General features: G+C 64.9%; 16 protein-coding genes and 2 pseudogenes. 13 read left to right on the top strand and 5 right to left on the bottom strand.

What is annotated here, in order from left to right:
- Nucleotides 1-207 precede the first annotated feature (207 nt).
- From ABIA40_RS12655 to ABIA40_RS12625, 7 genes are all read left to right on the top strand, one after another.
- Nucleotides 208-483 (top strand): hypothetical protein, encoded by a 276-nt coding sequence (locus tag ABIA40_RS12655; protein WP_404541295.1) that lies wholly within the window; start codon nt 208-210, stop codon nt 481-483.
- Between the two features lie 228 nt (nt 484-711).
- Nucleotides 712-1,932: an LL-diaminopimelate aminotransferase gene (locus ABIA40_RS12650; protein ID WP_271546642.1), complete on the top strand. Its 1,221-nt coding sequence runs from the start codon at nt 712-714 to the stop codon at nt 1,930-1,932.
- A 28-nt stretch (nt 1,933-1,960) separates the two neighbouring features.
- A complete protein-coding gene (locus tag ABIA40_RS12645; protein ID WP_157285872.1) occupies nt 1,961-3,277 on the top strand; it encodes a homoserine dehydrogenase in 1,317 nt (438 codons plus the stop codon).
- 165 nt (nt 3,278-3,442) lie between these two features.
- Nucleotides 3,443-4,444: a class II fructose-bisphosphatase gene (glpX, locus tag ABIA40_RS12640; protein WP_157285871.1), complete on the top strand. Its 1,002-nt coding sequence runs from the start codon at nt 3,443-3,445 to the stop codon at nt 4,442-4,444.
- Nucleotides 4,445-4,592: 148 nt separating this feature from the next.
- Nucleotides 4,593-5,312 carry a haloacid dehalogenase type II gene (locus tag ABIA40_RS12635; RefSeq protein ID WP_404541292.1) on the top strand — a complete coding sequence of 240 codons (720 nt, stop codon included), beginning with the start codon at nt 4,593-4,595 and terminating at the stop codon, nt 5,310-5,312.
- Between the two features lies 1 nt (nt 5,313).
- Complete coding sequence (locus ABIA40_RS12630; protein ID WP_275517256.1) at nt 5,314-5,727, top strand: ASCH domain-containing protein; 414 nt, start codon at nt 5,314-5,316, stop codon at nt 5,725-5,727.
- A complete protein-coding gene (locus ABIA40_RS12625) occupies nt 5,708-6,232 on the top strand; it encodes a DUF4269 domain-containing protein (RefSeq protein WP_404541289.1) in 525 nt (174 codons plus the stop codon). The genes ABIA40_RS12630 and ABIA40_RS12625 overlap by 20 nt, the downstream gene beginning before the upstream one ends.
- Nucleotides 6,233-6,287: 55 nt before the next feature.
- Here ABIA40_RS12625 and ABIA40_RS12620 read toward each other — a convergent pair.
- The 4 genes and pseudogenes from ABIA40_RS12620 to ABIA40_RS12605 form a co-directional block, all read right to left on the bottom strand.
- Nucleotides 6,288-7,261 (bottom strand): annotated as a pseudogene (locus ABIA40_RS12620) (MBL fold metallo-hydrolase).
- 213 nt (nt 7,262-7,474) lie between these two features.
- Complete coding sequence (locus ABIA40_RS12615) at nt 7,475-9,385, bottom strand: autotransporter domain-containing protein (RefSeq protein ID WP_404546219.1); 1,911 nt, start codon at nt 9,383-9,385, stop codon at nt 7,475-7,477.
- Nucleotides 9,386-9,935: 550 nt separating this feature from the next.
- Nucleotides 9,936-10,187: pseudogene (locus tag ABIA40_RS12610) on the bottom strand (hypothetical protein); the annotation flags it as partial.
- A gap of 555 nt (nt 10,188-10,742) precedes the next feature.
- Nucleotides 10,743-11,408, bottom strand: a complete 666-nt coding sequence (locus tag ABIA40_RS12605; protein ID WP_271546629.1) for a GntR family transcriptional regulator — start codon at nt 11,406-11,408, stop codon at nt 10,743-10,745.
- Nucleotides 11,409-11,525: 117 nt separating this feature from the next.
- Here ABIA40_RS12605 and ABIA40_RS12600 point away from each other — a divergent pair, with 117 nt between their 5' ends.
- The 6 genes from ABIA40_RS12600 to ABIA40_RS12575 are packed head-to-tail and all read left to right on the top strand — an operon-like array spanning nt 11,526 to nt 17,677.
- Nucleotides 11,526-12,320: an enoyl-CoA hydratase/isomerase family protein gene (locus ABIA40_RS12600; protein ID WP_271546627.1), complete on the top strand. Its 795-nt coding sequence runs from the start codon at nt 11,526-11,528 to the stop codon at nt 12,318-12,320.
- Between the two features lie 9 nt (nt 12,321-12,329).
- Complete coding sequence (locus ABIA40_RS12595) at nt 12,330-13,589, top strand: CaiB/BaiF CoA-transferase family protein (RefSeq protein WP_271546625.1); 1,260 nt, start codon at nt 12,330-12,332, stop codon at nt 13,587-13,589.
- A 52-nt stretch (nt 13,590-13,641) separates the two neighbouring features.
- Nucleotides 13,642-14,634, top strand: a complete 993-nt coding sequence (locus ABIA40_RS12590) for a tripartite tricarboxylate transporter substrate binding protein (RefSeq protein ID WP_271546623.1) — start codon at nt 13,642-13,644, stop codon at nt 14,632-14,634.
- A gap of 11 nt (nt 14,635-14,645) precedes the next feature.
- Complete coding sequence (locus tag ABIA40_RS12585; RefSeq protein WP_157285863.1) at nt 14,646-15,128, top strand: tripartite tricarboxylate transporter TctB family protein; 483 nt, start codon at nt 14,646-14,648, stop codon at nt 15,126-15,128.
- Between the two features lie 12 nt (nt 15,129-15,140).
- Entirely contained in the window at nt 15,141-16,679 is a 1,539-nt protein-coding gene (locus ABIA40_RS12580) for a tripartite tricarboxylate transporter permease (RefSeq protein ID WP_057029102.1), read from the top strand.
- Nucleotides 16,676-17,677, top strand: coding sequence for a 4-hydroxythreonine-4-phosphate dehydrogenase PdxA (locus ABIA40_RS12575; protein ID WP_271546621.1), 1,002 nt, complete (start codon nt 16,676-16,678; stop codon nt 17,675-17,677). The genes ABIA40_RS12580 and ABIA40_RS12575 overlap by 4 nt, the downstream gene beginning before the upstream one ends.
- A 32-nt stretch (nt 17,678-17,709) precedes the next feature.
- Here the strand turns inward: ABIA40_RS12575 and ABIA40_RS12570 are convergent, their stop codons facing one another.
- On the bottom strand, nt 17,710-18,453 hold the full coding sequence (locus ABIA40_RS12570) for an SDR family oxidoreductase (protein ID WP_271546619.1): 744 nt from the start codon (nt 18,451-18,453) through the stop codon (nt 17,710-17,712).
- Between the last annotated feature and the right edge of the window lie 53 nt (nt 18,454-18,506).

Raw genomic sequence — 18,506 nt, 5'->3', positions numbered from 1 at the left:
GCAGGTTTGACGTTAAACACTCTCGAAGATGTGTTGCACTGCGACAAATCTTCTTGGTTCCGTCACAATCGGGCCGCACGGCTCGGTTTGTTGGGCATCGGCTGTTTTCTCGCTCGCACCATTTGGGCAGCAATGGTTTGAGCTTGCGCACGGTCTTGGGTAAGCTTGCCCGGGGCCGTGCTTTGGGACGAGTAGGGGATTTCCCAAGTGTTGGCGTTATGGGACCTGCAAAAGACGCTGCCGATCTCCGGCGCGGTGCTGATGGCCGCGCTCGCCCTGGGCGGGTGTTCGAGTCAACTCGCGGATCTGGCGCCCGCGGATGCGCCGCCGCGCGCCAGGGAGCCCGGGACCTATCTGCCGGTGCATGATCTGCCGCCGGATCGCGATCAGGCGATTATCCCGCTGGAGCAGCGCGCCAAGATCGAGGCCGAGCTCGCCGCCGCGCGCGATCGCCAGGCCGCCGCCGCCAAGGACGCCAAATAGGCCCGTGGCCGGGAGACCGGCAAGGTAATCGCTGGCGCCTCCGCTTTGCCGTGCTAAAAGACCTCGGTTCAGCCTGGAGTCAGGGCTAACGACTTCAATCTTCGTTGCCGACGATTGCTCTAAGTATCTGATTTTGAGTAATTTTCGCAATGGAGCCTGAGTGCTTTCGTGCCGGCCCTCGCGGCCTGTCGATTCTGTCCTGACCGGTTGCCCGGAGCCCAGAGAGCCATGGAAGAATTTTACCGCATTCGCCGCCTTCCGCCTTACGTGTTCGAGCAGGTCAACCGGGCCAAGGCGGCTGCGCGCAATGCCGGCGCCGACATCATCGACCTCGGCATGGGCAATCCGGACCTGCCGGCGCCAGCGCATGTGCTGGAGAAGCTGAAGGAGACGCTCGGCAAGCCGCGCACCGACCGCTACTCGGCCTCCCGCGGCATCCCCGGGCTGCGCCGGGCCCAGGCCGCCTATTACGCCCGCCGCTTCGGCGTGAAGCTGAACCCCGACACCCAGGTCGTGGCGACGCTGGGTTCGAAGGAGGGTTTCGCCAATGTGGCGCAGGCGATCACCGCGCCGGGCGACGTCATCCTCTGTCCGAACCCGAGCTACCCGATTCACGCCTTCGGTTTCTTGATGGCGGGCGGCGTCATCCGCTCGGTGCCGTCGGAGCCGACGCCGCAATTCTTCGAGACGGCTGAGCGGGCGATCGTGCATTCGATCCCCAAGCCGCTCGCGCTCGTCGTCTGCTATCCCTCGAACCCGACTGCCTATGTCGCAAGCCTGGACTTCTACAAGGACCTCGTCGCCTTCGCGAAGAAGCACGAGATTCTGATCCTGTCCGATCTCGCCTATGCCGAGGTCTATTTCGACGAGAGCAACCCGCCGCCCTCGGTGCTGCAGGTGCCGGGCGCGATGGACTGCACCGTCGAGTTCACCTCGATGTCGAAGACCTATTCGATGGCCGGCTGGCGCATGGGCTTTGCGGTTGGCAATGAGCGCGTGATCGCCGCGCTCGCCCGTGTCAAATCCTACCTCGATTACGGCGCCTTCACGCCAGTCCAGGTCGCGGCGACCGCGGCGCTGAACGGTCCGGACGATTGCATCAAGGAGATGCGCGACACCTACCGCAAGCGCCGCGACGCGCTGGTTGAATCGTTCGGCCGCGCGGGGTGGGAAATCCCGCCGCCGGAGGCCTCGATGTTCGCCTGGGTGCCGCTGCCGGAAGCCTTCCGCAGCGTCGGCAGCATGCAGTTCGCGACCCTGTTGGTGGAGAAATCCGGCGTTGCGGTCTCGCCCGGCGTCGGCTTCGGCGAGCATGGTGAAGGATATGTCCGCATCGCCATGGTGGAAAACGAGCAACGGATCAGGCAGGCCGCGCGCGGCGTCCGCCGCTTCCTTGAAAGCGGGATCGAAACGTTGCACAACGTGGTTCCTCTCGCCAATCGGCGGTAATTCTCTTCTGCAGGTTTTCTGAAGTATCATGGTCGCACCGCTGAAAGTGGGCATAGCGGGGCTCGGCACCGTGGGGGCCGAGGTTATCCGTTTGATCGAAACACAGGCGCGCGTGCTCGCAGGGCGCAGCGGCCGGGGCATCCGCGTGGTTGCGGTCACCGCGCGTTCGAAGGCGAAGAAGCGCGGCATCGACCTGCGCGGCTTCGATTGGGCGAAGGACCCGATCGCGCTCGCCACGCATCCGGAGGTCGATTGCTTCGTCGAGCTGATGGGCGGCGCCGGCGATCCCGCGCTGTCGGCGGTGGACGCCGCGCTCGGCGCCGGCAAGTCGGTCGTCACAGCCAACAAGGCGCTGCTCGCCAAGCACGGCCTCAAGCTGGCCAAGGCGGCTGAAAAGCACGGCGGTGCGCTGAATTTCGAGGCAGCGGTCGGCGCCGCGATCCCCGTCATCAAGACGTTACGTGAAGGCCTTGCCGGAACCGGCATCAACCGCGTCTACGGCATCCTCAACGGCACCTGCAATTACATCCTGACCCGGATGGAGCAGGAGGGCCTGTCCTTCGCCGAATGCCTCAAGGATGCGCAGCGGCTCGGCTATGCCGAGGCCAATCCGTCCTTCGACGTCGATGGCCACGATACCGCGCAAAAGCTCGCCATTCTCGCCAGCCTCGCTTTCGGCACGAAAGTTGCTCAAAGTGCGGTGTATGTCGAAGGCATCTCCTCCATCGCGCCGGAAGATCTTCGCGCCGCCGACGATCTCGGTTATCGGCTCAAACTGCTCGGTGTTGCCGTGCGCACCGCCAAGGGCATCGAGCAGCGCGTGCATCCGACCATGGTGCCGAAATCCTCCTCGATCGCGCAGGTGATGGGTGTCACCAATGCGGTCACGATCGATGGCGAAGGCATTCCGCCGATCACGCTGGTCGGCCCCGGCGCGGGCGGTGCTGCGACCGCATCCGCCGTCGTCGCCGACATCGCCGACGTCGCGCGCGGCATCCGCGCCAATCCGTTCGGCCGGCCGATCGGGCAGCTGCGCGACACCAAGAAGGCGCCGATGGAGCGCCACGAGGGCGGCTATTACATTCGCCTGCTCGCGCGCGATTTCCCCGGCACTGCGGCCGCGATCGCGACGCGGCTTGCCGAGCAGAAGATCTCGATCGAGTCGATCGTGCAGCGTCATCCCAATGGCGGCGCTGCGCCCACTGACGGCAAGGCGGTCCCCGTGCCCGTCATCCTGATCACCTATGCCACACACGAGGATGCCGTGCGCCGTGCGCTCGCCGCCGTGCAGAAGGACAAGGTGATCAGCGGACGGCCGCAGGTGATCCGGATCGAGAAGAACTAGAGCATGACCTCGGACCCGGAGGGCCGCGCAGCGCAAAGTGTTGAGCGTTTTTCCGGAAAGGTCATGCTCAAGCCATAAGGCGGTCGTTCGGTCGAACGAACCGTGGGCGTTGTGAGTTAGCGCGGGCAGGAATCCCGCCCAGAAACGTTTCGAAGGAGTAAGCCGATGTCGACCCATATTGAAGTCCCCCCGCACGCCTTGCTCGAGCGAATTCTCACGCTGGAGATCGTGCGGGTGACGGAGCGGGCGGCGGTGTCGTCGGCGCGGTTGCGCGGCCACGGCAACGAGAAGGCGGCCGACCAGGCCGCCGTCGACGCCATGCGGCGCGAGCTCAACAAGCTGCCGATCCAGGGCACCATCGTGATCGGCGAGGGCGAGCGCGACGAGGCGCCGATGCTCTATATCGGCGAGCAGGTCGGCCTCAAGGCCGGTCCCGAGGTCGATATCGCGGTCGACCCGCTCGAAGGCACCACGCTGTGCGCCAAGAACATGCCGGGCTCGATCGCCACCATGGCGATGGCCGACGGCGGCACGCTGCTGCACGCCCCCGACGTCTACATGCAGAAGCTCGCGATCGGCCCCGGCTACGACAGGGGTGTCGTCGATCTCGATGCCTCGCCGGCCGACAATGTCCGCCGCCTCGCCAAGGCCAAGGGCGTGAAGCCTGAGGGCATCACCGTTCTCGTGCTCGACCGTCCGCGCCATGCCGACATCATATCGAGCGTGCGCTCGACCGGCGCTGCCGTGCGCCTGATCACCGACGGCGACGTCGCCGGCGTCATCCATTGCGCCGACCCCGACAACACCGGCGTCGACATGTATCTCGGCACCGGCGGTGCACCGGAAGGCGTGCTCGCCGCCGTGGCGCTGCGCTGCATCGGCGGCCAGATGCAGTGCCGCCTCATCCTCGATTCCGACGAGAAGCGCGAGCGCGCTGCCAAGATGGGCGTCAACGATCCCAAGATGATCTACGGCATCGAGGACATGGCGCGCGGCGACTGCCTGTTCGCCGCCACCGGCGTCACCACGGGCTCGCTGCTCTCGGGCGTCAAGTTCCGCAAGGACGGCGTGATCGAGACCGAGACGGTGGTGATGCGCTCGGTCACCGGCACCGTGCGCTACATCAAGGCCGAGCACCGCGAGCTGGCCAAGTTCCATCTGGATTGATCCAGGCACGCCAACTGCCGTCATTCCGGGGCTCGCGAAGCGAGAGCCCGGAATCCATCGGGCGGCAGACTCCGACGCGAAATGGATTCCGGGCTCGATGCTGCGCATCGCCCCGGAATGACAATAAGAACAATCGGAGGAAGCGCCCATGTCCGATCTCTCCGCCGTCAAAGCCCTGGTGTTCGACGTGTTCGGCACGGTCGTCGACTGGCGCACCAGCCTGATCACCGACTTCATGTGGTGGAGCAAGCAGCGCGGCATCAGCGCGGATTGGACCGCGCTCGTCGACGGCTGGCGTGGCATGTACATGGCCTCGATGGACGACGTGCGCCAACATCCAGAGCGCGGCTACGTCATGCTCGATGACCTGCACCGCCGCTCGCTGGAGCAGCTCGTCGCGAAATTCGCGATCAAGGGCCTCACCGAGGCCGATCTCGATTACCTCACCAAAGGCTGGCACCGCCTGCATCCCTGGCCCGACAGCGTCGCCGGCTTGAGGCGTCTGAAATCAAAATTCGTGATCTCGCCGCTCTCGAACGGGAACGTCGCGCTGCTCACCAACATGGCGAAGTTCGCCGGCCTGCCGTGGGACCTCATCATGTCGGCTGAGCTGTTCGAGCACTACAAGCCCGATCCCGAGACCTATCTCGGCGCAGCAAAGCTGCTCTGCCTCAGGCCGGAAGAGGTGATGATGGTCGCGGCCCACAATGGCGATCTCGCCGCCGCGCAGAAGAACGGGTTGAAGACCGCCTTCGTGGCGCGGCCGACCGAATACGGCCCGCTTCAGAAGGTCGATTTCGAAGCAACCGGCCAATGGGACATCGTCGCGAGGGATTTTGGCGGCATCGCGGACAAGCTCGGCTGCTAGGATGGGCAAGGGGATTCCCGAGCCGTATCAGCATCTGCGAACCTTCGCGTTCGGTGACAATCCTGCGCTGGCTGACGAATTGGTCGAGCTCGTCGTCATGGGCATCAAGACCGCGACGTGCAGCACCGAAGATGAGCCGAACACGTCTACGCCAGGTGAGCGCTGGGTCGTGCTCGACGGGCGAGCAGAGCCGCGCTGCGTCATCGAAACCATCGAGGTGACATATCGGCGCTTCAATGAAGTCGACGCAGCCTTTGCACATGATGAGGGAGAAGGCGACCGGAGCCTGGGTCATTGGCGCCGTGCCCATCAATCCTATTTCGGCAGGCTCGGGCGCTATAGCGACGACATGATGCTGATGTGCGAGCGTTTTCGCCTGGTCGAGGTCTTCGGCGATGCCGGGAACGATCGATAGCTACGAAGCGGCGATCGGCAGTTCGGGATTGCTCGATGAGCTGCGGGAGTTCGATCCACGCGTGGTCGGGACGCTGCCCTTGGGGCTCTCGACGCCATTGAGCGACATCGATGTCGTCTGCCACGTTCCGGACGCGGCGGCTTTCGCCGAAGTGGTTTGGCGACGGTACCGCGCCTGTGACGGGTTTGCGCTCTACCAATGGTGCTCCAGCCAACGGCCGGTGGTGGCCCGCTTCGAATGGGGCGGCTGGCCGTTCGAGCTGTTCGGGGACCCGAGGCCGGTCGATCAGCAGGAAGGCTGGCTGCACTTCGAGATCGAGCGCAGATTGCTCGCGCTCGGCGACGGGCGTCTGCGCAAAGCCGTGGCCGACCATAGGGCGCGCGGGATGAAGACCGAGCCCGCGTTTGCCGCCGCGCTCGGCATTGCCGGGGACCCGTATTCCGAATTGCTTGCATTGGGCCGTGAGACCGACGCTCAGCTGCGGGCCCGCCTGGAGTGCCTGTAAGGTTCGCCGCGAGGGACCGCACAGGTCCCCGCGCCGCCCGGATCTGAACTGACGGCTACAACGTCATCTTCATCGGCTCCGGATAGTAGCGGAAACCATCTCCGGCCTTGGCGACATGACCATAGCCTGGCCAGGCGAAGTGATAGGACATCACCGGGATCTTGTTCGCGGCCAGCATCGTCAGCAGCTTGACGCGCGATTCGGCCGCCTGCTTCGGGTCGGAATCGTAGGAGAACTCCATCCGTGGCTTCTCCAGCAGCAGCACCGAATGGTGCGAGAGATCGCCGAGGAAGGCGAACGACTTGCCTGCCGACGAGACCATGAAGATGGTGTGGCCGACGGTGTGGCCGGGCGCAGCGATCGCCTGCACGCCAGGCAGGAATTCCTCGCCGTCCTTGAAGAACTTGATCCGGTCTCGGACCGGCAGCAGGTTCTTGCGGGCGTGGACGACGAAGTCCTTGGCCGCGCTGCCGAGCTTGCCTTCGTCGGTCCAGAAGTCGAAATCGCTCTGGGCGATGTAGACTTGCGCGTTAGGGAACAGCGGCTTGCCGCCCTCGTCGACGATGCCGCCGATATGATCGATATGGGCATGCGAGCACACCACGGCGTCGATGTCGCCGGGTTTGATGCCGGCCTCGGTCATGCTCTTTTGCTGGCGGCCGGTGCTGGCACCGAACATTTTCGATGAGCCCATGCCGGTGTCGAACAGGATGAGCTTGTCTCCGGTGTTGACGATCGGGGAATTCTGTTCGAGCACGACATTGTCCGGCGACAGGAAATTGTCGGCCAGCATCTTCTTGACCTCTTCCTTGGAAACGCCGGTGAAGGTCCCGGAGGGATCGCCGAGCGGAAGTGGTCCGTCGGATACGACGGTCACCTCTCGGCATCGCCGAGAATGAAGCGGTGCCAGTAGGGCGTCTGGGTGCCGAGCTTGGGCGCCCGCGCCATCGCGCTGCTGCCGAGCATGGCGCTGGCGCCGAGGCCGGCGCCGAGTGCGAGTAGGGACCGACGCGAGACGTCGAATGTCATCCTTTTTCTCCGCTTTCGTTTTTCACAACGCGTTGTGCGCGTTGTGTTCGGCGCGCGCCGATAGGCGGATGCTGCTCCGGTTCAGATGAGCTAGCAAGTGGAATTGGTTTTGACGATGAGAGCCGCCTGCCGAAGCGAAAGCCATTCCGGCTGCCCGCCAATAATTGTGTCACCTTTGTGTCTGGTGTGTCTGGTGATCGTGTGCCCGCGGCATCACCAGCTGTATCGGACCACGCCCTTGCCTGCGTAGGAGCGCGTGACGTTCGAGAACTCACCCTCGAACGTCCCGGCAGCCGACCAGCCGGTGAGCCATTTCTTCTCGACCGATCCCGTCACCAGCGCGGAGTCCGAGGCCATCGCCGCACCGTTTACGACAAAGCTCGCGCCGGGAAGAGCTTGGAACGTAGCTCCGATGACGCGGTCCGGATTGAAGTCGTGCGCCCAGGCGAGCCGCCCGCGCAAGGTGACGATCCCGTCAGCCTGGGCGAAGGATTTGTCCGTGCGCAGGCCGAGCTCGGTGCGGGTGTTAGTGACGCTCTTGGCACCATAGGCCAGCGCGAACAGGTTGCCGCCGACGATGGCCTGTTCGGCGTAAGCCGGCAGGTCGAACGTCGTGAACTGCGCTGCGGCGTAAGGCGTAAGGCCGACGCCCTGCGTGACGAAGCGGTAGCCGCCCTCGAGGCGGCCGGAATAGGCGTTGGCGTTGAACTCGGCGCGCAGGCGATCGACGCCGGCAACCGTCACGGTGCGATCTGTGGTGATGTCCTGCCATCCATAGGCCAGCGCACCGGTGATGTAGGCAGGGCCGACGATGTGCCGGAGGAAGGCGCCGGCCTGGAACAGGTCGGACCGGCCGCCGCCGAGCGCGTTCGCCACGGTAAAGTTGGTGCCGCCGCCGGCGAGCGCGAAGCCAACCAGCGTATCCGGCGAGATGCGATAATCCGCACCGACGGCGGTGCCATAGAGGTTGCTTGTGGTGGTGTTCGATCCGACGATGGCGTTGCCGTCGGTCTGCTGCGCGCCGCCGAAGCCTGCCGCCCAGACGCTCCACCGCTGCTCGAACGACGGTGCAACCGGTGCCTTGGTGTAGATCGCAGCCAGTGCGTCGTTCGGCTTGCGCTTGCGCGCGTACGCCAAGGCGGTCTCATCCGCATAGGCATTCGGCGTGCCGCCCGCACTGACGGGATCGCCGCGGCCCGCAATGAACGGATCGGTCATCACGCCCATGAACTGGTTCATCGCGTTGAAGGTCGTCTGCTGCGGCGCGCTGCCGACCTCGCCGGAGAGCTGGGTCAGGCCGGCGGGCGTCAGGCTACCGAACACCAGCGGGATCGTGCCATTGGTGTTGAAATAGTTGATGATCGCGTTGCCGACGTTCTGCTGATTGACGTTGAGGTTGCCCGATGGAGGCACGAAGTTCAGCGCAAGGTTCAGATAGGCGTGGGTTGCGTCGTAGCTCAGCGTGGTATTGAAGCCCGAAGGCAGGCCGACATTCAGGACCGTCGGATCGAATGTGCCGCTGACGCTGCCTGCGTTGAGAATGGTGTACTGCTTGGCGACATAGCTTCCGGCCGCGAAGCTCGCAGCTACCGTGGCACCGCCGAGGGTCGCATTGCCGGTCACATTGGCAAAAGTCGACGTCGTGGGGTCCACGTAGACAAGATACAGCGCCCCGGACTGCATCGCGAGGCTTGCCACGGTCATGGACGTGCCTGGCGCGGCTACAATGCCCGGCGACAAAAGCCCACCCGCGTTGATCTGGGTGGCGCCAACGGTGCCGCTGCCGACCAGTTGGCCGCTTGCGTTCACCGTGGTGAGGACCGAGGATGCAATCGAGCCAATCACGGCGAGGACGCCGCTATTGACGGTTGTTGACCCGGTGTAGGTGTTCGCAGCCGTCAGCAATGTCACGCTCGTTGCGCTGTTGCCATTCTGCTGGAAGGCGCCGGTGCCGCTGATCACGCCTGTGAAGGTGAGAACGTTCGAGCGATTGACGGCGAAAGTGCCGTTGTTGACGACGTTGCCGACAATCGAACCGGTCGTGCCGCCATTGCCGAGCTGCAACGTGTGGCCGGAATTGATGCTGGTCCCACCGGTGTAGGTGTTGGCGCCGGTCAACGTCACAGTGCCGGATGGGCCGAAGCTCAGGCTCAGGCGCCCGGCGCCCTGGATGACACCACCGAAATCGCCGTTCATGATGGATATGGTGGTCGCGGCACTGGATCCGGTGTTTACCGTTCCTGCGCCGAGCAGGTCGCAGGGCGCTGGTATGGTCGTTGTAATCGAGGACCGCGCCTGCGGCCACCGTCGTTGAGCCGGCGTTGCCTGTAAGAAACGATAGGATGCTGTCGGTTGCCTGCAACGTGCCGCCGTTGACCGCGAGCGTCGTACCGGTGCTGACGGATGTGCCGACCGCGAACTGCACTTGAACGGTTCCCGTATCCGTTGCGGATCCGAACTGCACATGAGCGTCGTTCATGCTCATGCCGCCCGCGGCCAACAGAGTCGTGCCGGCGCCCGCCGCCAGGGTCGAGGTCGTGGCGGTCGTGAAGGTGATATCGTTCGCTAGCGTCCCGGTGACGGTCGTGCGTAATGTGCCGCCGCTCATGGTGATGGCACCGCCCCCGAACGCGTCGATCGCGCCCGCCGTTGCGTGACCGCCGGTCAGTGTCCCGCCAGTGACCGCGGTGCCGCCCGCATAGGTGTTGGTGCTGTTCAGCGTGACTCTGCCGGGACCGGCGACCGTCAAGCTGCCGGGACCTGTGATCTGGCCGGTGCTGTCGACCAGGAACTCCGCACTCGCGGAGGCCGTCGTGATGACGGTGTTAGAATTGAGCTGAAGAACGCCGCCGGCCGTAATATCGCCGGTCAGGAACGGATTGCTTGATTGCACATTGATCGCGGCCGAGCCCGCGCTGGTCTGCATGATCAGGGTGCCGTTGACGAAACCGAAATTGCTGTTCGTGGCCGAAGAGTTCAGATTCAACGTGCCAATCGTGAACGTCCCGGCCTGCAGATTGACTTGTGGACCTTGATTCGGGACCGTCGCATTGAATGTCGCAACAGCGTCGACTGCGTTGGGAACGATGGCCGGCGTCCAGCTTCCGCCTACGGCCCAAAATCCGGGGCCGCCATTCCAGGTCTGGGCGGCCGCCTGGCCGGAGATCGCCGTGAGCAGAATTGCCGCCACGGCGGGTAGCGCCGCCGTCAATGCGGTACTCGTCAACAGCGCCTTGATTAAACTCGTTCTCCGCCTCGTACGCGAGCCGCCAACCTCAATTGCCAATTCCACAGGGCGCCCCGATGCAATGCGTGGCCAAATGTTCCGAGCGAGACATACGTAGCTGTTTCGCCGCCGGCGGACCACCGGCGCCACTTCTCGTCGCCGACCTCACTGACGATTTCGGGGCGGTGTGATTGCGGGGCAACAGAAGGTTGCTTGTTTTCCGGGCAGCGCGACCACCCGCCGGTGTCTCGCCACTCACGCAATACGCAACGTGGGCTCACTGCCTTCCGTCTCGGCGAAGCCCGCCTGCAGCACCTCTTCGCGCTTGTGACGGAGATGTGCTCGCAGAATATGCGAGAGGCCAACGCCGTCGCGGCGCTGAAGCGCGTTCAGGATCGCCTCGTGCTCCTTCACGGCGAGCGCCCAGCGCTGCGCCGTCATCGGCGTGACATAGCGCGCGCGCCGGATGCGCGCGGTCACCGAGGCGTAAAGCCCGGCGAGCACGGGATTTCCTGCCGCAGTCACGATGGCTTCGTGAATGGCGCGATTGCCACGGTAGTACTGGATCAGGTCGCGCTCACGATAATGCTGCACCATGTCCGCATGTGCGGCGGCGATCGCGTCGATCTCGGCGTCGCTGATGCGCTCGCAGGCGAGTTCGCCCGCGAGAGCCTCCAAGCCCTGGCAGACCTCGAACAGGTCGCGCATGTCCTTGTCGGTCAGCTTTGCTGCCCGCGAGCCGCGATGCGGCAGCAGCTGCACGAGCCCTTCCGCCGCCAGCACCTTGAGCGCCTCGCGCAGCGGCGTCCGCGAGATTTCGAGCCGCTCGCACAGCTCGCGCTCGGGAATCCGCGCGCCCGGCGGGATCTCGCCGTCGAGCAGGATGGCGCGGATGCGGTTGACGACCTCGTCGTGAAGCATGGCTCTGAGCTCAGTTTTGAATGCAAAATCGAGCTTATATGCAGAAACTGTCAAGTTCCAGCTTGAAAATTCCAAGTTTTGCATTCAAAAATGTAAAAAACAGAAAGGTGTGAGGAAATGGACCTGCAAGTGGAGGCTGGAGACCTCGTGTTCGAGCGCGACGGCGGCATCGGGCGGATCACCTTCAACCGCCCGCAGGCCCGCAATGCCTTCACTTTTGCCATGTACGAGCGGCTTGCCGCGATCTGCGAGGAGGTCAACCGCGACCATGACATCAAGGTGCTGGTGCTGCGCGGAGCCGGCGACAAGGCCTTCGCGTCCGGCACCGACATCAACCAGTTTCGCGAGTTCAAGTCGCCGCAGGACGCCATCGATTACGAGAACCGCATCGACCGCGTGCTGACCACGCTCGAGCAGTGCCGGGTGCCGACGATCGCGGCGATCAACGGCTTCTGTACCGGCGGCGGGGCGGGCATTGCCGCGGCCTGCGACCTCCGCATCGGCACGAAAGCTGCGAAGATCGGATTCCCCATCGCCAGGACGCTCGGCAATTGCCTTTCGATGTCCAATGTCAGCCGTCTCACCGCGCTGATCGGCGCCGCGCGCGTCAAGGATCTCATCTTCACCGCGCGCCTCGTCGACGCCGCGGAGGCCGCAAGCGTCGGGCTGCTCGGCGAGGTCGTCGACGATCTTGCCGCCCTTGAACGACGCGCAGACGAGGTCGCCCGGCTCGTCGCGAGCCATGCGCCGTTGACGCTGAATGCGATCAAGCAGGCGGTGGCGCGTCTGCAACGCCGGCTGACGCAGGACGAGGGCGAAGACCTCATCCTGATGTGCTACACGAGCCAGGATTTTCGCGAAGGGCTCGATGCTTTCCTCAACAAGCGCGCGCCGCAATGGCGCGGCCAATAGGACGAGCCGATGCAAAGCGATCCGTCGCAATCCACCTCCCGCCGCTCGGGCCCGCTGGCCGGCCTCAAGGTCATTGACCTCACCCACGTCATGGCGGGACCGACCTGCACCCTGATGCTCGCCGACATGGGCGCCGACGTCATCAAGATCGAGAAATGGCCGAACGGCGACGACACCCGTCATTCGGTGCCGCCGAAGATCGGCGACGAGGCGGCCTCGTTCCTGATGATGAATCGCAACAAGCGCGGCATCGTGCTGGATCTGAAGACCGACGGTGGCAAAGAGGTGCTGCGCCGGCTGATCGCGAATGCCGACGTGCTGGTCGAGAACTTTGCGCCGGGCGCCATGGAACGCCTCGGCTTCGGCTACGAGGCGCTGCACGCGGAATTCCCGGCGCTGATCTATTGCTCGCTGTCGGGCTTCGGCCGCACCGGCCCGTACAAGCATCGCAGGGGATTCGATCTCGTCGCGCAAGCCATGAGCGGCATCATGAGCTTTACCGGCGAGCGGCCCGACGGTCCGCCCGTCAAATGTGGACCGCCGCTGTCCGACATCACCGCCGGCCTGCTCGCGAGCATGGGTATCCTGGCGGCCTACACGCATCGCCTCAAGACCGGTGAAGGGCAGTGGGTCGAGACCTCGCTGTATGAAGCTGCGCTGGTGCAAACCTATTGGCAGTCGACCATCGCGCTCGCCGCGGGCACTGCGCCGCGCGCGATGGGCTCGGCGCATCCACTCAACGCGCCGTATCAGGCGTTCGAAGCCTCGGACGGCTGGCTCGTGGTCGGCGGCGCCAACAAGAAGCATTGGCTGTTGATGCTGGAAGCGCTCGGCGCGAGCGAGCTCGCCGACGATCCGCGCTTCGTCACCGGTGCCGATCGCATGGCCAACCTGAAAGAGCTCGAAGCCGTCCTGAGCGAGCGCTTCCGCACGAAGTCGCGGGCGCATTGGCTGGCGGCGCTGGACGAGAAGGGCGTGCCGTGCGGCCCCGTGCACGACATGCTGGAGGCGCTCGGCGATCCGCAGACGCTGGCGCGCGAGATGGTCGTCGAGGTCGAGCACTCCACGCTCGGTCCCGTCAAGACGATCGGGCTTCCCATCAAGTTTTCGGAGACCCCGGGGAAAGTGCGATCAGGCGCACCGGTCTATGGTGAGCACACGCGAGAGGTTCTGGCCGAGCACGGGTTCGACCAGTCACGAATCGAAGCGCTCGAAAAAGAAGGCGCGATCGTCTCGGCCCAGGAAATACGTGAGGAACACGTCGCCTGACCGGACGCCGATACGACAACAACAAAAGACAAAAAATCAGCTGGAGGAAATCATGGGTCGGACGTCAACATTTCTGCTCTCGGCAGCCGCAGTCCTGCTCGCCGGCACCATGCCGGCGCTCGCCGCCTGGCAGCCGCAAAAGCCGATCGAGTTCATCGCCACCGCCGGTCCCGGCGGCGGCACCGACAATCTCGCGCGCGCGGTGCAGAACATCATCACTAAGCACAAGCTGATCGAGCAGCCGATCGTCGTCGTCAACAAGGGCGGCGGTAGCGGCGCCGAAGGCTATGTCTACGGAAAGGCCTCCGCGGGCGATCCCTACAAGGTCATCTTCGGCACGTCGAACGCCTGGCAGCAACCGCTCGTCTCCAAGGTCGCCTTCAACTACACCGATCTCACGCCGATCGCGGCGATGGCGCAGGACGAATTCCTGCTCTGGGTCAAGCAGGACGCGCCTTACAAGACCGCAGGCGATTATCTGAAGGCGGCCGCAGCGGGCGAATTCAAGATGGGCGGCGCGCAGTCGAAGGACACCGACGAGGTGCTGACGCGCATGATCGAGAAGACCGGCAAGGTCAAGCTGACCTACATCCCCTTCAAGAGCGGCGCCGAGACCGCCGTGCAGCTCGCCGGCGGGCATCTCGACTCCCACGTCAACAACCCGAGCGAAAGCCTCGGGCAATGGCGCGGGGGCACGCAGCGACCGCTCTGCGTGTTCAGCCCGAAGCGGCTGCCGCAGGGGCCGAAGGTCACTGCGACGGATGGCTGGGGCGACGTTCCAACTTGCGTCGAGCAGGGCCTCGACATCAAGCAATATGAGCAGCCGCGCACGGTGTGGCTGCCCGGCAAGGTCACGCCGGAACAGGCCGCGTTCTATGTCGACCTCATGAAGAAGGTGCAGGCGACGCCGGAGTGGAAGGACTACATCGAGAAGACCTCCCAGGTCGACACGTTCCTCACCGGTGCCGAGCTCGAAAAATTCATCAAGGAGGACCTCGAGCGCGTCAAGCAGGTCGCGGGCGAGCAGGGCTGGCTGGTGAAGTAAGGCATTACGCCATGATCTCACGCCGCACGCTTGAACTTGCGACAGCCGTGCTCACCGGCAGCTTCGGCGTGGCCGTCGTCGTCTCCAGCCTCGACAATGGCATCGGCTGGTCGAGCGCAGGCGTGGACGCCGGCACGTTCCCGTTCCTGACCGGGATCATCATCGTGGTCGGGAGCCTCACCAATCTGGTACGAGGCGTGCTGCCGGCCGCGACGCTCGCAAACGTTCCCATCGCGATCACGTCCATCGAGCTGCGTCGGCTCGCCGGCCTGTTCGTGCCGGCTGCCATCTTCGTCGCCGCGATCCCGCTCGCCGGGATGTACGTCGCCTCGGCTCTCTACGTCTTCACCGTGCTGGCGATCCCCCAGCACCAATCGGTGCCGCGCGCGCTCGCCATGGCAGGTGCCACGGCGCTCGCGCTCTACCTCGTGTTCGAGCGCATGTTCCAGGTCAGCCTGCCGCACGGCGCGCTCGCTTCCGCGCTCGGGTTCTGAGGGAGCGGCGGGATGGACAATCTCCAGGAGCTCCTGCACGGCTTCACCATCGCGGTCACGGTGCCGCATCTGGTCCTGATGGTGGTCGGCGTGCTGCTCGGCATTCTCGTCGGCGTGCTGCCGGGGCTGGGCGCGCCGAACGGCGTGTCGCTGCTCCTGCCGCTCACCTTCGGCATGCAGCCGGTCTCGGCCATCATCCTGCTCTCCAGCATGTATTGGGGCGCGCTGTTCGGGGGATCGGTGACCTCCATCCTGTTCAATATCCCGGGGGAGCCGTCGTCGGTGGCGACCACCTTCGACGGCTATCCGATGGCGCGCGACGGCAGGCCGACCACCGCGCTCGCGACCGCCTTCGGTTCGGCGGCGTTCGGCGCGCTGGTCGGCGTCATCCTGATCACCTTCCTCGCCTCCTGGGTGGCGCAGGCTGCGCTCGCGTTCGGGCCGGCCGAGTATTTTGCCGTCTATTTTCTCGCCTTTGCCAGCTTCGTCGGCATGGGCGGTGCGGCGCCGATCAAGACCGTCGTGGCGCTGGCGCTCGGCTTCGCCATCGCCGCCATCGGCATCGACACGGTCTCCGGAAGCGTCCGCCTCACCATGGGCGTGGACGAACTCGTCAAGGGCGTCAGCTTCGTCGTGGCGGTCATGGGCCTGTTCGGCATTGGCGAACTGCTGGTCGCCGTCGAGGAGGAGTTTCACGCCCGCGCGGTCTCTTCCAAGATCGATTGGCGCGAGGTGTTTCGCGCCGTCGGCCGCCTGCCGCGGCACGGCGTTGCGCTGCTGCGCAGTGCCGCGATCGGATGCTGGATGGGCATCACGCCGGGCGGCCCGACCGCGGCCTCCTTCATGAGCTACGGTATCGCGCGGCGCTTTTCACGGCGCGGCCGACATTTCGGCACGGGCGAGGTCGAAGGCATCGTCTCGCCGGAGACGGCCGATCATGCCGCCGGGACCAGCGCGCTGCTGCCGATGCTCTCGCTTGGCATTCCCGGCTCGGCGACCGCGGCCGTGATGATGGGCGGGTTGATGATCTGGGGCCTCAATCCCGGGCCCATGCTGTTCGTGGACCAAAAGGATTTTGTCTGGGGCCTGATCGCCTCGATGTATGTCGGCAACATTGTCGCCGTCGCCCTGGTGCTGCTGACGGTCCCGGTGTTCGCCGCCCTGATGCGGATTCCCTTCGTGGTGATCGCGCCGCTGATCGTGATCATCTGCGTCGTCGGCGCTTATTCGGTGTCGAACTCCTATCTCGACGTCGTCATGATGCTCGGCTTCGGGGTCGTCGGCTATCTCTTCAAGAAGCTGTTCTATCCGCTGGCGCCGCTCGTGCTCGCGATCGTCATCGGCGACAAGGCCGAGGACGCCTTCCGGCAGTCGATGCTGATCTCCAAGGGATCTCTCGGCATTTTCTTTGCGAACAAGCTGGTGACGTGCCTGATCGTGGGCGGCATCGCGCTGCTGCTGCTTCCGCTTCTGTTGCAGCTGCCGCGGCTGTGGCGCAAACCTGCGTCGCCCGCGACCGATGCGCCAGTCCAGGAAAGGGCGATCATATGACCGCAAAGCCGCTGATTGCGCTGGCCATGGGAGATCCCGCCGGCATCAGCCCGGAGCTGACGGCCAAGCTCGTGGCGCAGGACGACATCCGCGCGGGCTGCCGGCTCGTCGTTATCGGCGACCGCCGCATTTTCGACGAGGGCGCGCGCATTGCGGGCGTCAAGCCGGAGCTGAAGATGCTAGAGCAGGGCGCCGATCTTCGCGCAGCGCAGGAAGATGCGCTGTTCGTCGATCTCCGCCACCTTGCTCCCAGGGAGGTCGAGCCCAAGACTGCGACCCTTGCCGGCGGAAAATTCGCGCTGGCCAATTACAGGCATGCGCTCGAGCTCGGCCGCGACGGCCATGTCGACGCGGTCTGCTTCACGCCCTTCAACAAGCAGGCGATGCGCCTTGCCCGCGCCGAGTACGAGGACGAGATCGCGTTCTCGGCCGAGGTCGTCGGTCTCAAGACGCCGGCAAGCGAATTCAACGTGCTCGACCGGCTCTGGAACGCACGGGTCACCTCGCACATCCCGCTCAAGGACGTCGCTGCGAATCTATCCGGCGAACGCATCCATCGCGCGCTCAAGCTGACCGATTTCTGCATGCGGAACGCCGGCTTTGCGCGGCCGCGCATCGCGGTCGCAGGCCTCAATCCCCATGCCGGGGACGGTGGCAATTTCGGCCGCGAGGAGATCGACGTGATCGCGCCGATGGTCGCAGCAAGCCAGCGCGAGGGCATTGCCGCGGAGGGACCGTTTCCGGCCGACACCGTGTTCCTGCGCGCCAAGGCGGGCGCCTTCGATGCCGTGCTGACGATGTATCACGACCAGGGCCAGATCGCGATGAAGCTAATGGGTTTCGATCGCGGCGTGACCTTGCTCGGCGGCTTCCCGTTCCCGATCTGCACGCCCGCGCATGGCACCGCCTACGACATCGCGGGGCAGGGCATCGCCTCGATCGGCGCCAGCCGTGCCGCGCTGCTGCTCGCCGCGGAGATGGCGCGGCGCACCGGCTGATCGCATGCTGATCTAGCGTGCCCGCCGGTGCCTCAGCGGCTCGCGAGCCATTTTGCGAGCGGCGTCGCCCCGAGCCGTGCTTCGCCGAGTGGGTTCAACGACGTGTCGTCGATGGGAGTGCCGTAGTACAGCGCCGTCCGATCTCCGATCACGGGGCGTGGGTCGCCGGACGCCTTCAGGCGGCGCGCGATGAATTCATTGAAGGGGGCCTTCTCGGGGCCGGCGATATCGATCGTGCCGTTGAGCGGCCGGCCGCTTGCGACCTCCGCGAGGCGATCGACGACGTCGTCGGCCGCGATCGGCTGAAACTGAGCCGTGGGAACGACGATCTTCCCCTCGATTGCGCTTGTGTCGGCAATGGCCGCGAGGAATTCGAAGAACTGGGTGGCGCGCACGATCGAGTAGGGCACCGAGGCGGACTTGATGACGGTTTCCTGCGCCAGCTTGGCACGGAAATAGGCGTTGTCGGGCGAGCGGTCGGTGCCGACGATCGAGAGCGCCACGTGATGCTTCACGCCTGCTGCGGTTTCTGCCGCGACGAGATTCTCGCTCGATTGCTGGAAGAATGCGAGCACCGCTGCCGGCTCCCAGGACGGCGCGTTGGCGACGTCGACGACCACATCTGCGCCCGAAAGCGCTGCGGCAAGGCCTTCCCCGGTTACGGCGTTCACGCCCGATTTCGGCGAAGCTGCCACCGCTTCGTGGCCCTGCTGCTTGAGCTTCGCCACCAGTCTTGATCCGATCAATCCGGTTCCGCCGATCACGACGATCTTCATGGCTTGTCTCCTTGCGATTGTGGGGCGGGAGATGATCGAAGCCAATCGAAACT

The organism is Bradyrhizobium sp. USDA 223, assembly GCF_044909005.1.
In the GTDB taxonomy this organism is placed as follows: Bacteria; Pseudomonadota; Alphaproteobacteria; order Rhizobiales; family Xanthobacteraceae; genus Bradyrhizobium; species Bradyrhizobium yuanmingense.
Note: the sequence above shows the minus strand (reverse complement) of the source record. Positions and strands in the feature narration are given on the sequence as shown.

Bases quoted from the DNA above. Each gene is read 5' to 3' on its own strand.
- ABIA40_RS12590 (WP_271546623.1), top strand. From the start codon at position 13,642: ATGGGTCGGACGTCAACATTTCTGCTCTCGGCAGCCGCAGTCCTGCTC.
- ABIA40_RS12625 (WP_404541289.1), top strand. From the start codon at position 5,708: ATGCCGGGAACGATCGATAGCTACGAAGCGGCGATCGGCAGTTCGGGA.
- glpX (WP_157285871.1), top strand. From the start codon at position 3,443: ATGTCGACCCATATTGAAGTCCCCCCGCACGCCTTGCTCGAGCGAATT.
- ABIA40_RS12575 (WP_271546621.1), top strand. From the start codon at position 16,676: ATGACCGCAAAGCCGCTGATTGCGCTGGCCATGGGAGATCCCGCCGGC.
- ABIA40_RS12650 (WP_271546642.1), top strand. From the start codon at position 712: ATGGAAGAATTTTACCGCATTCGCCGCCTTCCGCCTTACGTGTTCGAG.
- ABIA40_RS12605 (WP_271546629.1), bottom strand. From the start codon at position 11,408: ATGCTTCACGACGAGGTCGTCAACCGCATCCGCGCCATCCTGCTCGAC.
- ABIA40_RS12570 (WP_271546619.1), bottom strand. From the start codon at position 18,453: ATGAAGATCGTCGTGATCGGCGGAACCGGATTGATCGGATCAAGACTG.
- ABIA40_RS12645 (WP_157285872.1), top strand. From the start codon at position 1,961: ATGGTCGCACCGCTGAAAGTGGGCATAGCGGGGCTCGGCACCGTGGGG.
- ABIA40_RS12600 (WP_271546627.1), top strand. From the start codon at position 11,526: ATGGACCTGCAAGTGGAGGCTGGAGACCTCGTGTTCGAGCGCGACGGC.
- ABIA40_RS12630 (WP_275517256.1), top strand. From the start codon at position 5,314: ATGGGCAAGGGGATTCCCGAGCCGTATCAGCATCTGCGAACCTTCGCG.
- ABIA40_RS12635 (WP_404541292.1), top strand. From the start codon at position 4,593: ATGTCCGATCTCTCCGCCGTCAAAGCCCTGGTGTTCGACGTGTTCGGC.
- ABIA40_RS12595 (WP_271546625.1), top strand. From the start codon at position 12,330: ATGCAAAGCGATCCGTCGCAATCCACCTCCCGCCGCTCGGGCCCGCTG.
- ABIA40_RS12580 (WP_057029102.1), top strand. From the start codon at position 15,141: ATGGACAATCTCCAGGAGCTCCTGCACGGCTTCACCATCGCGGTCACG.
- ABIA40_RS12585 (WP_157285863.1), top strand. From the start codon at position 14,646: ATGATCTCACGCCGCACGCTTGAACTTGCGACAGCCGTGCTCACCGGC.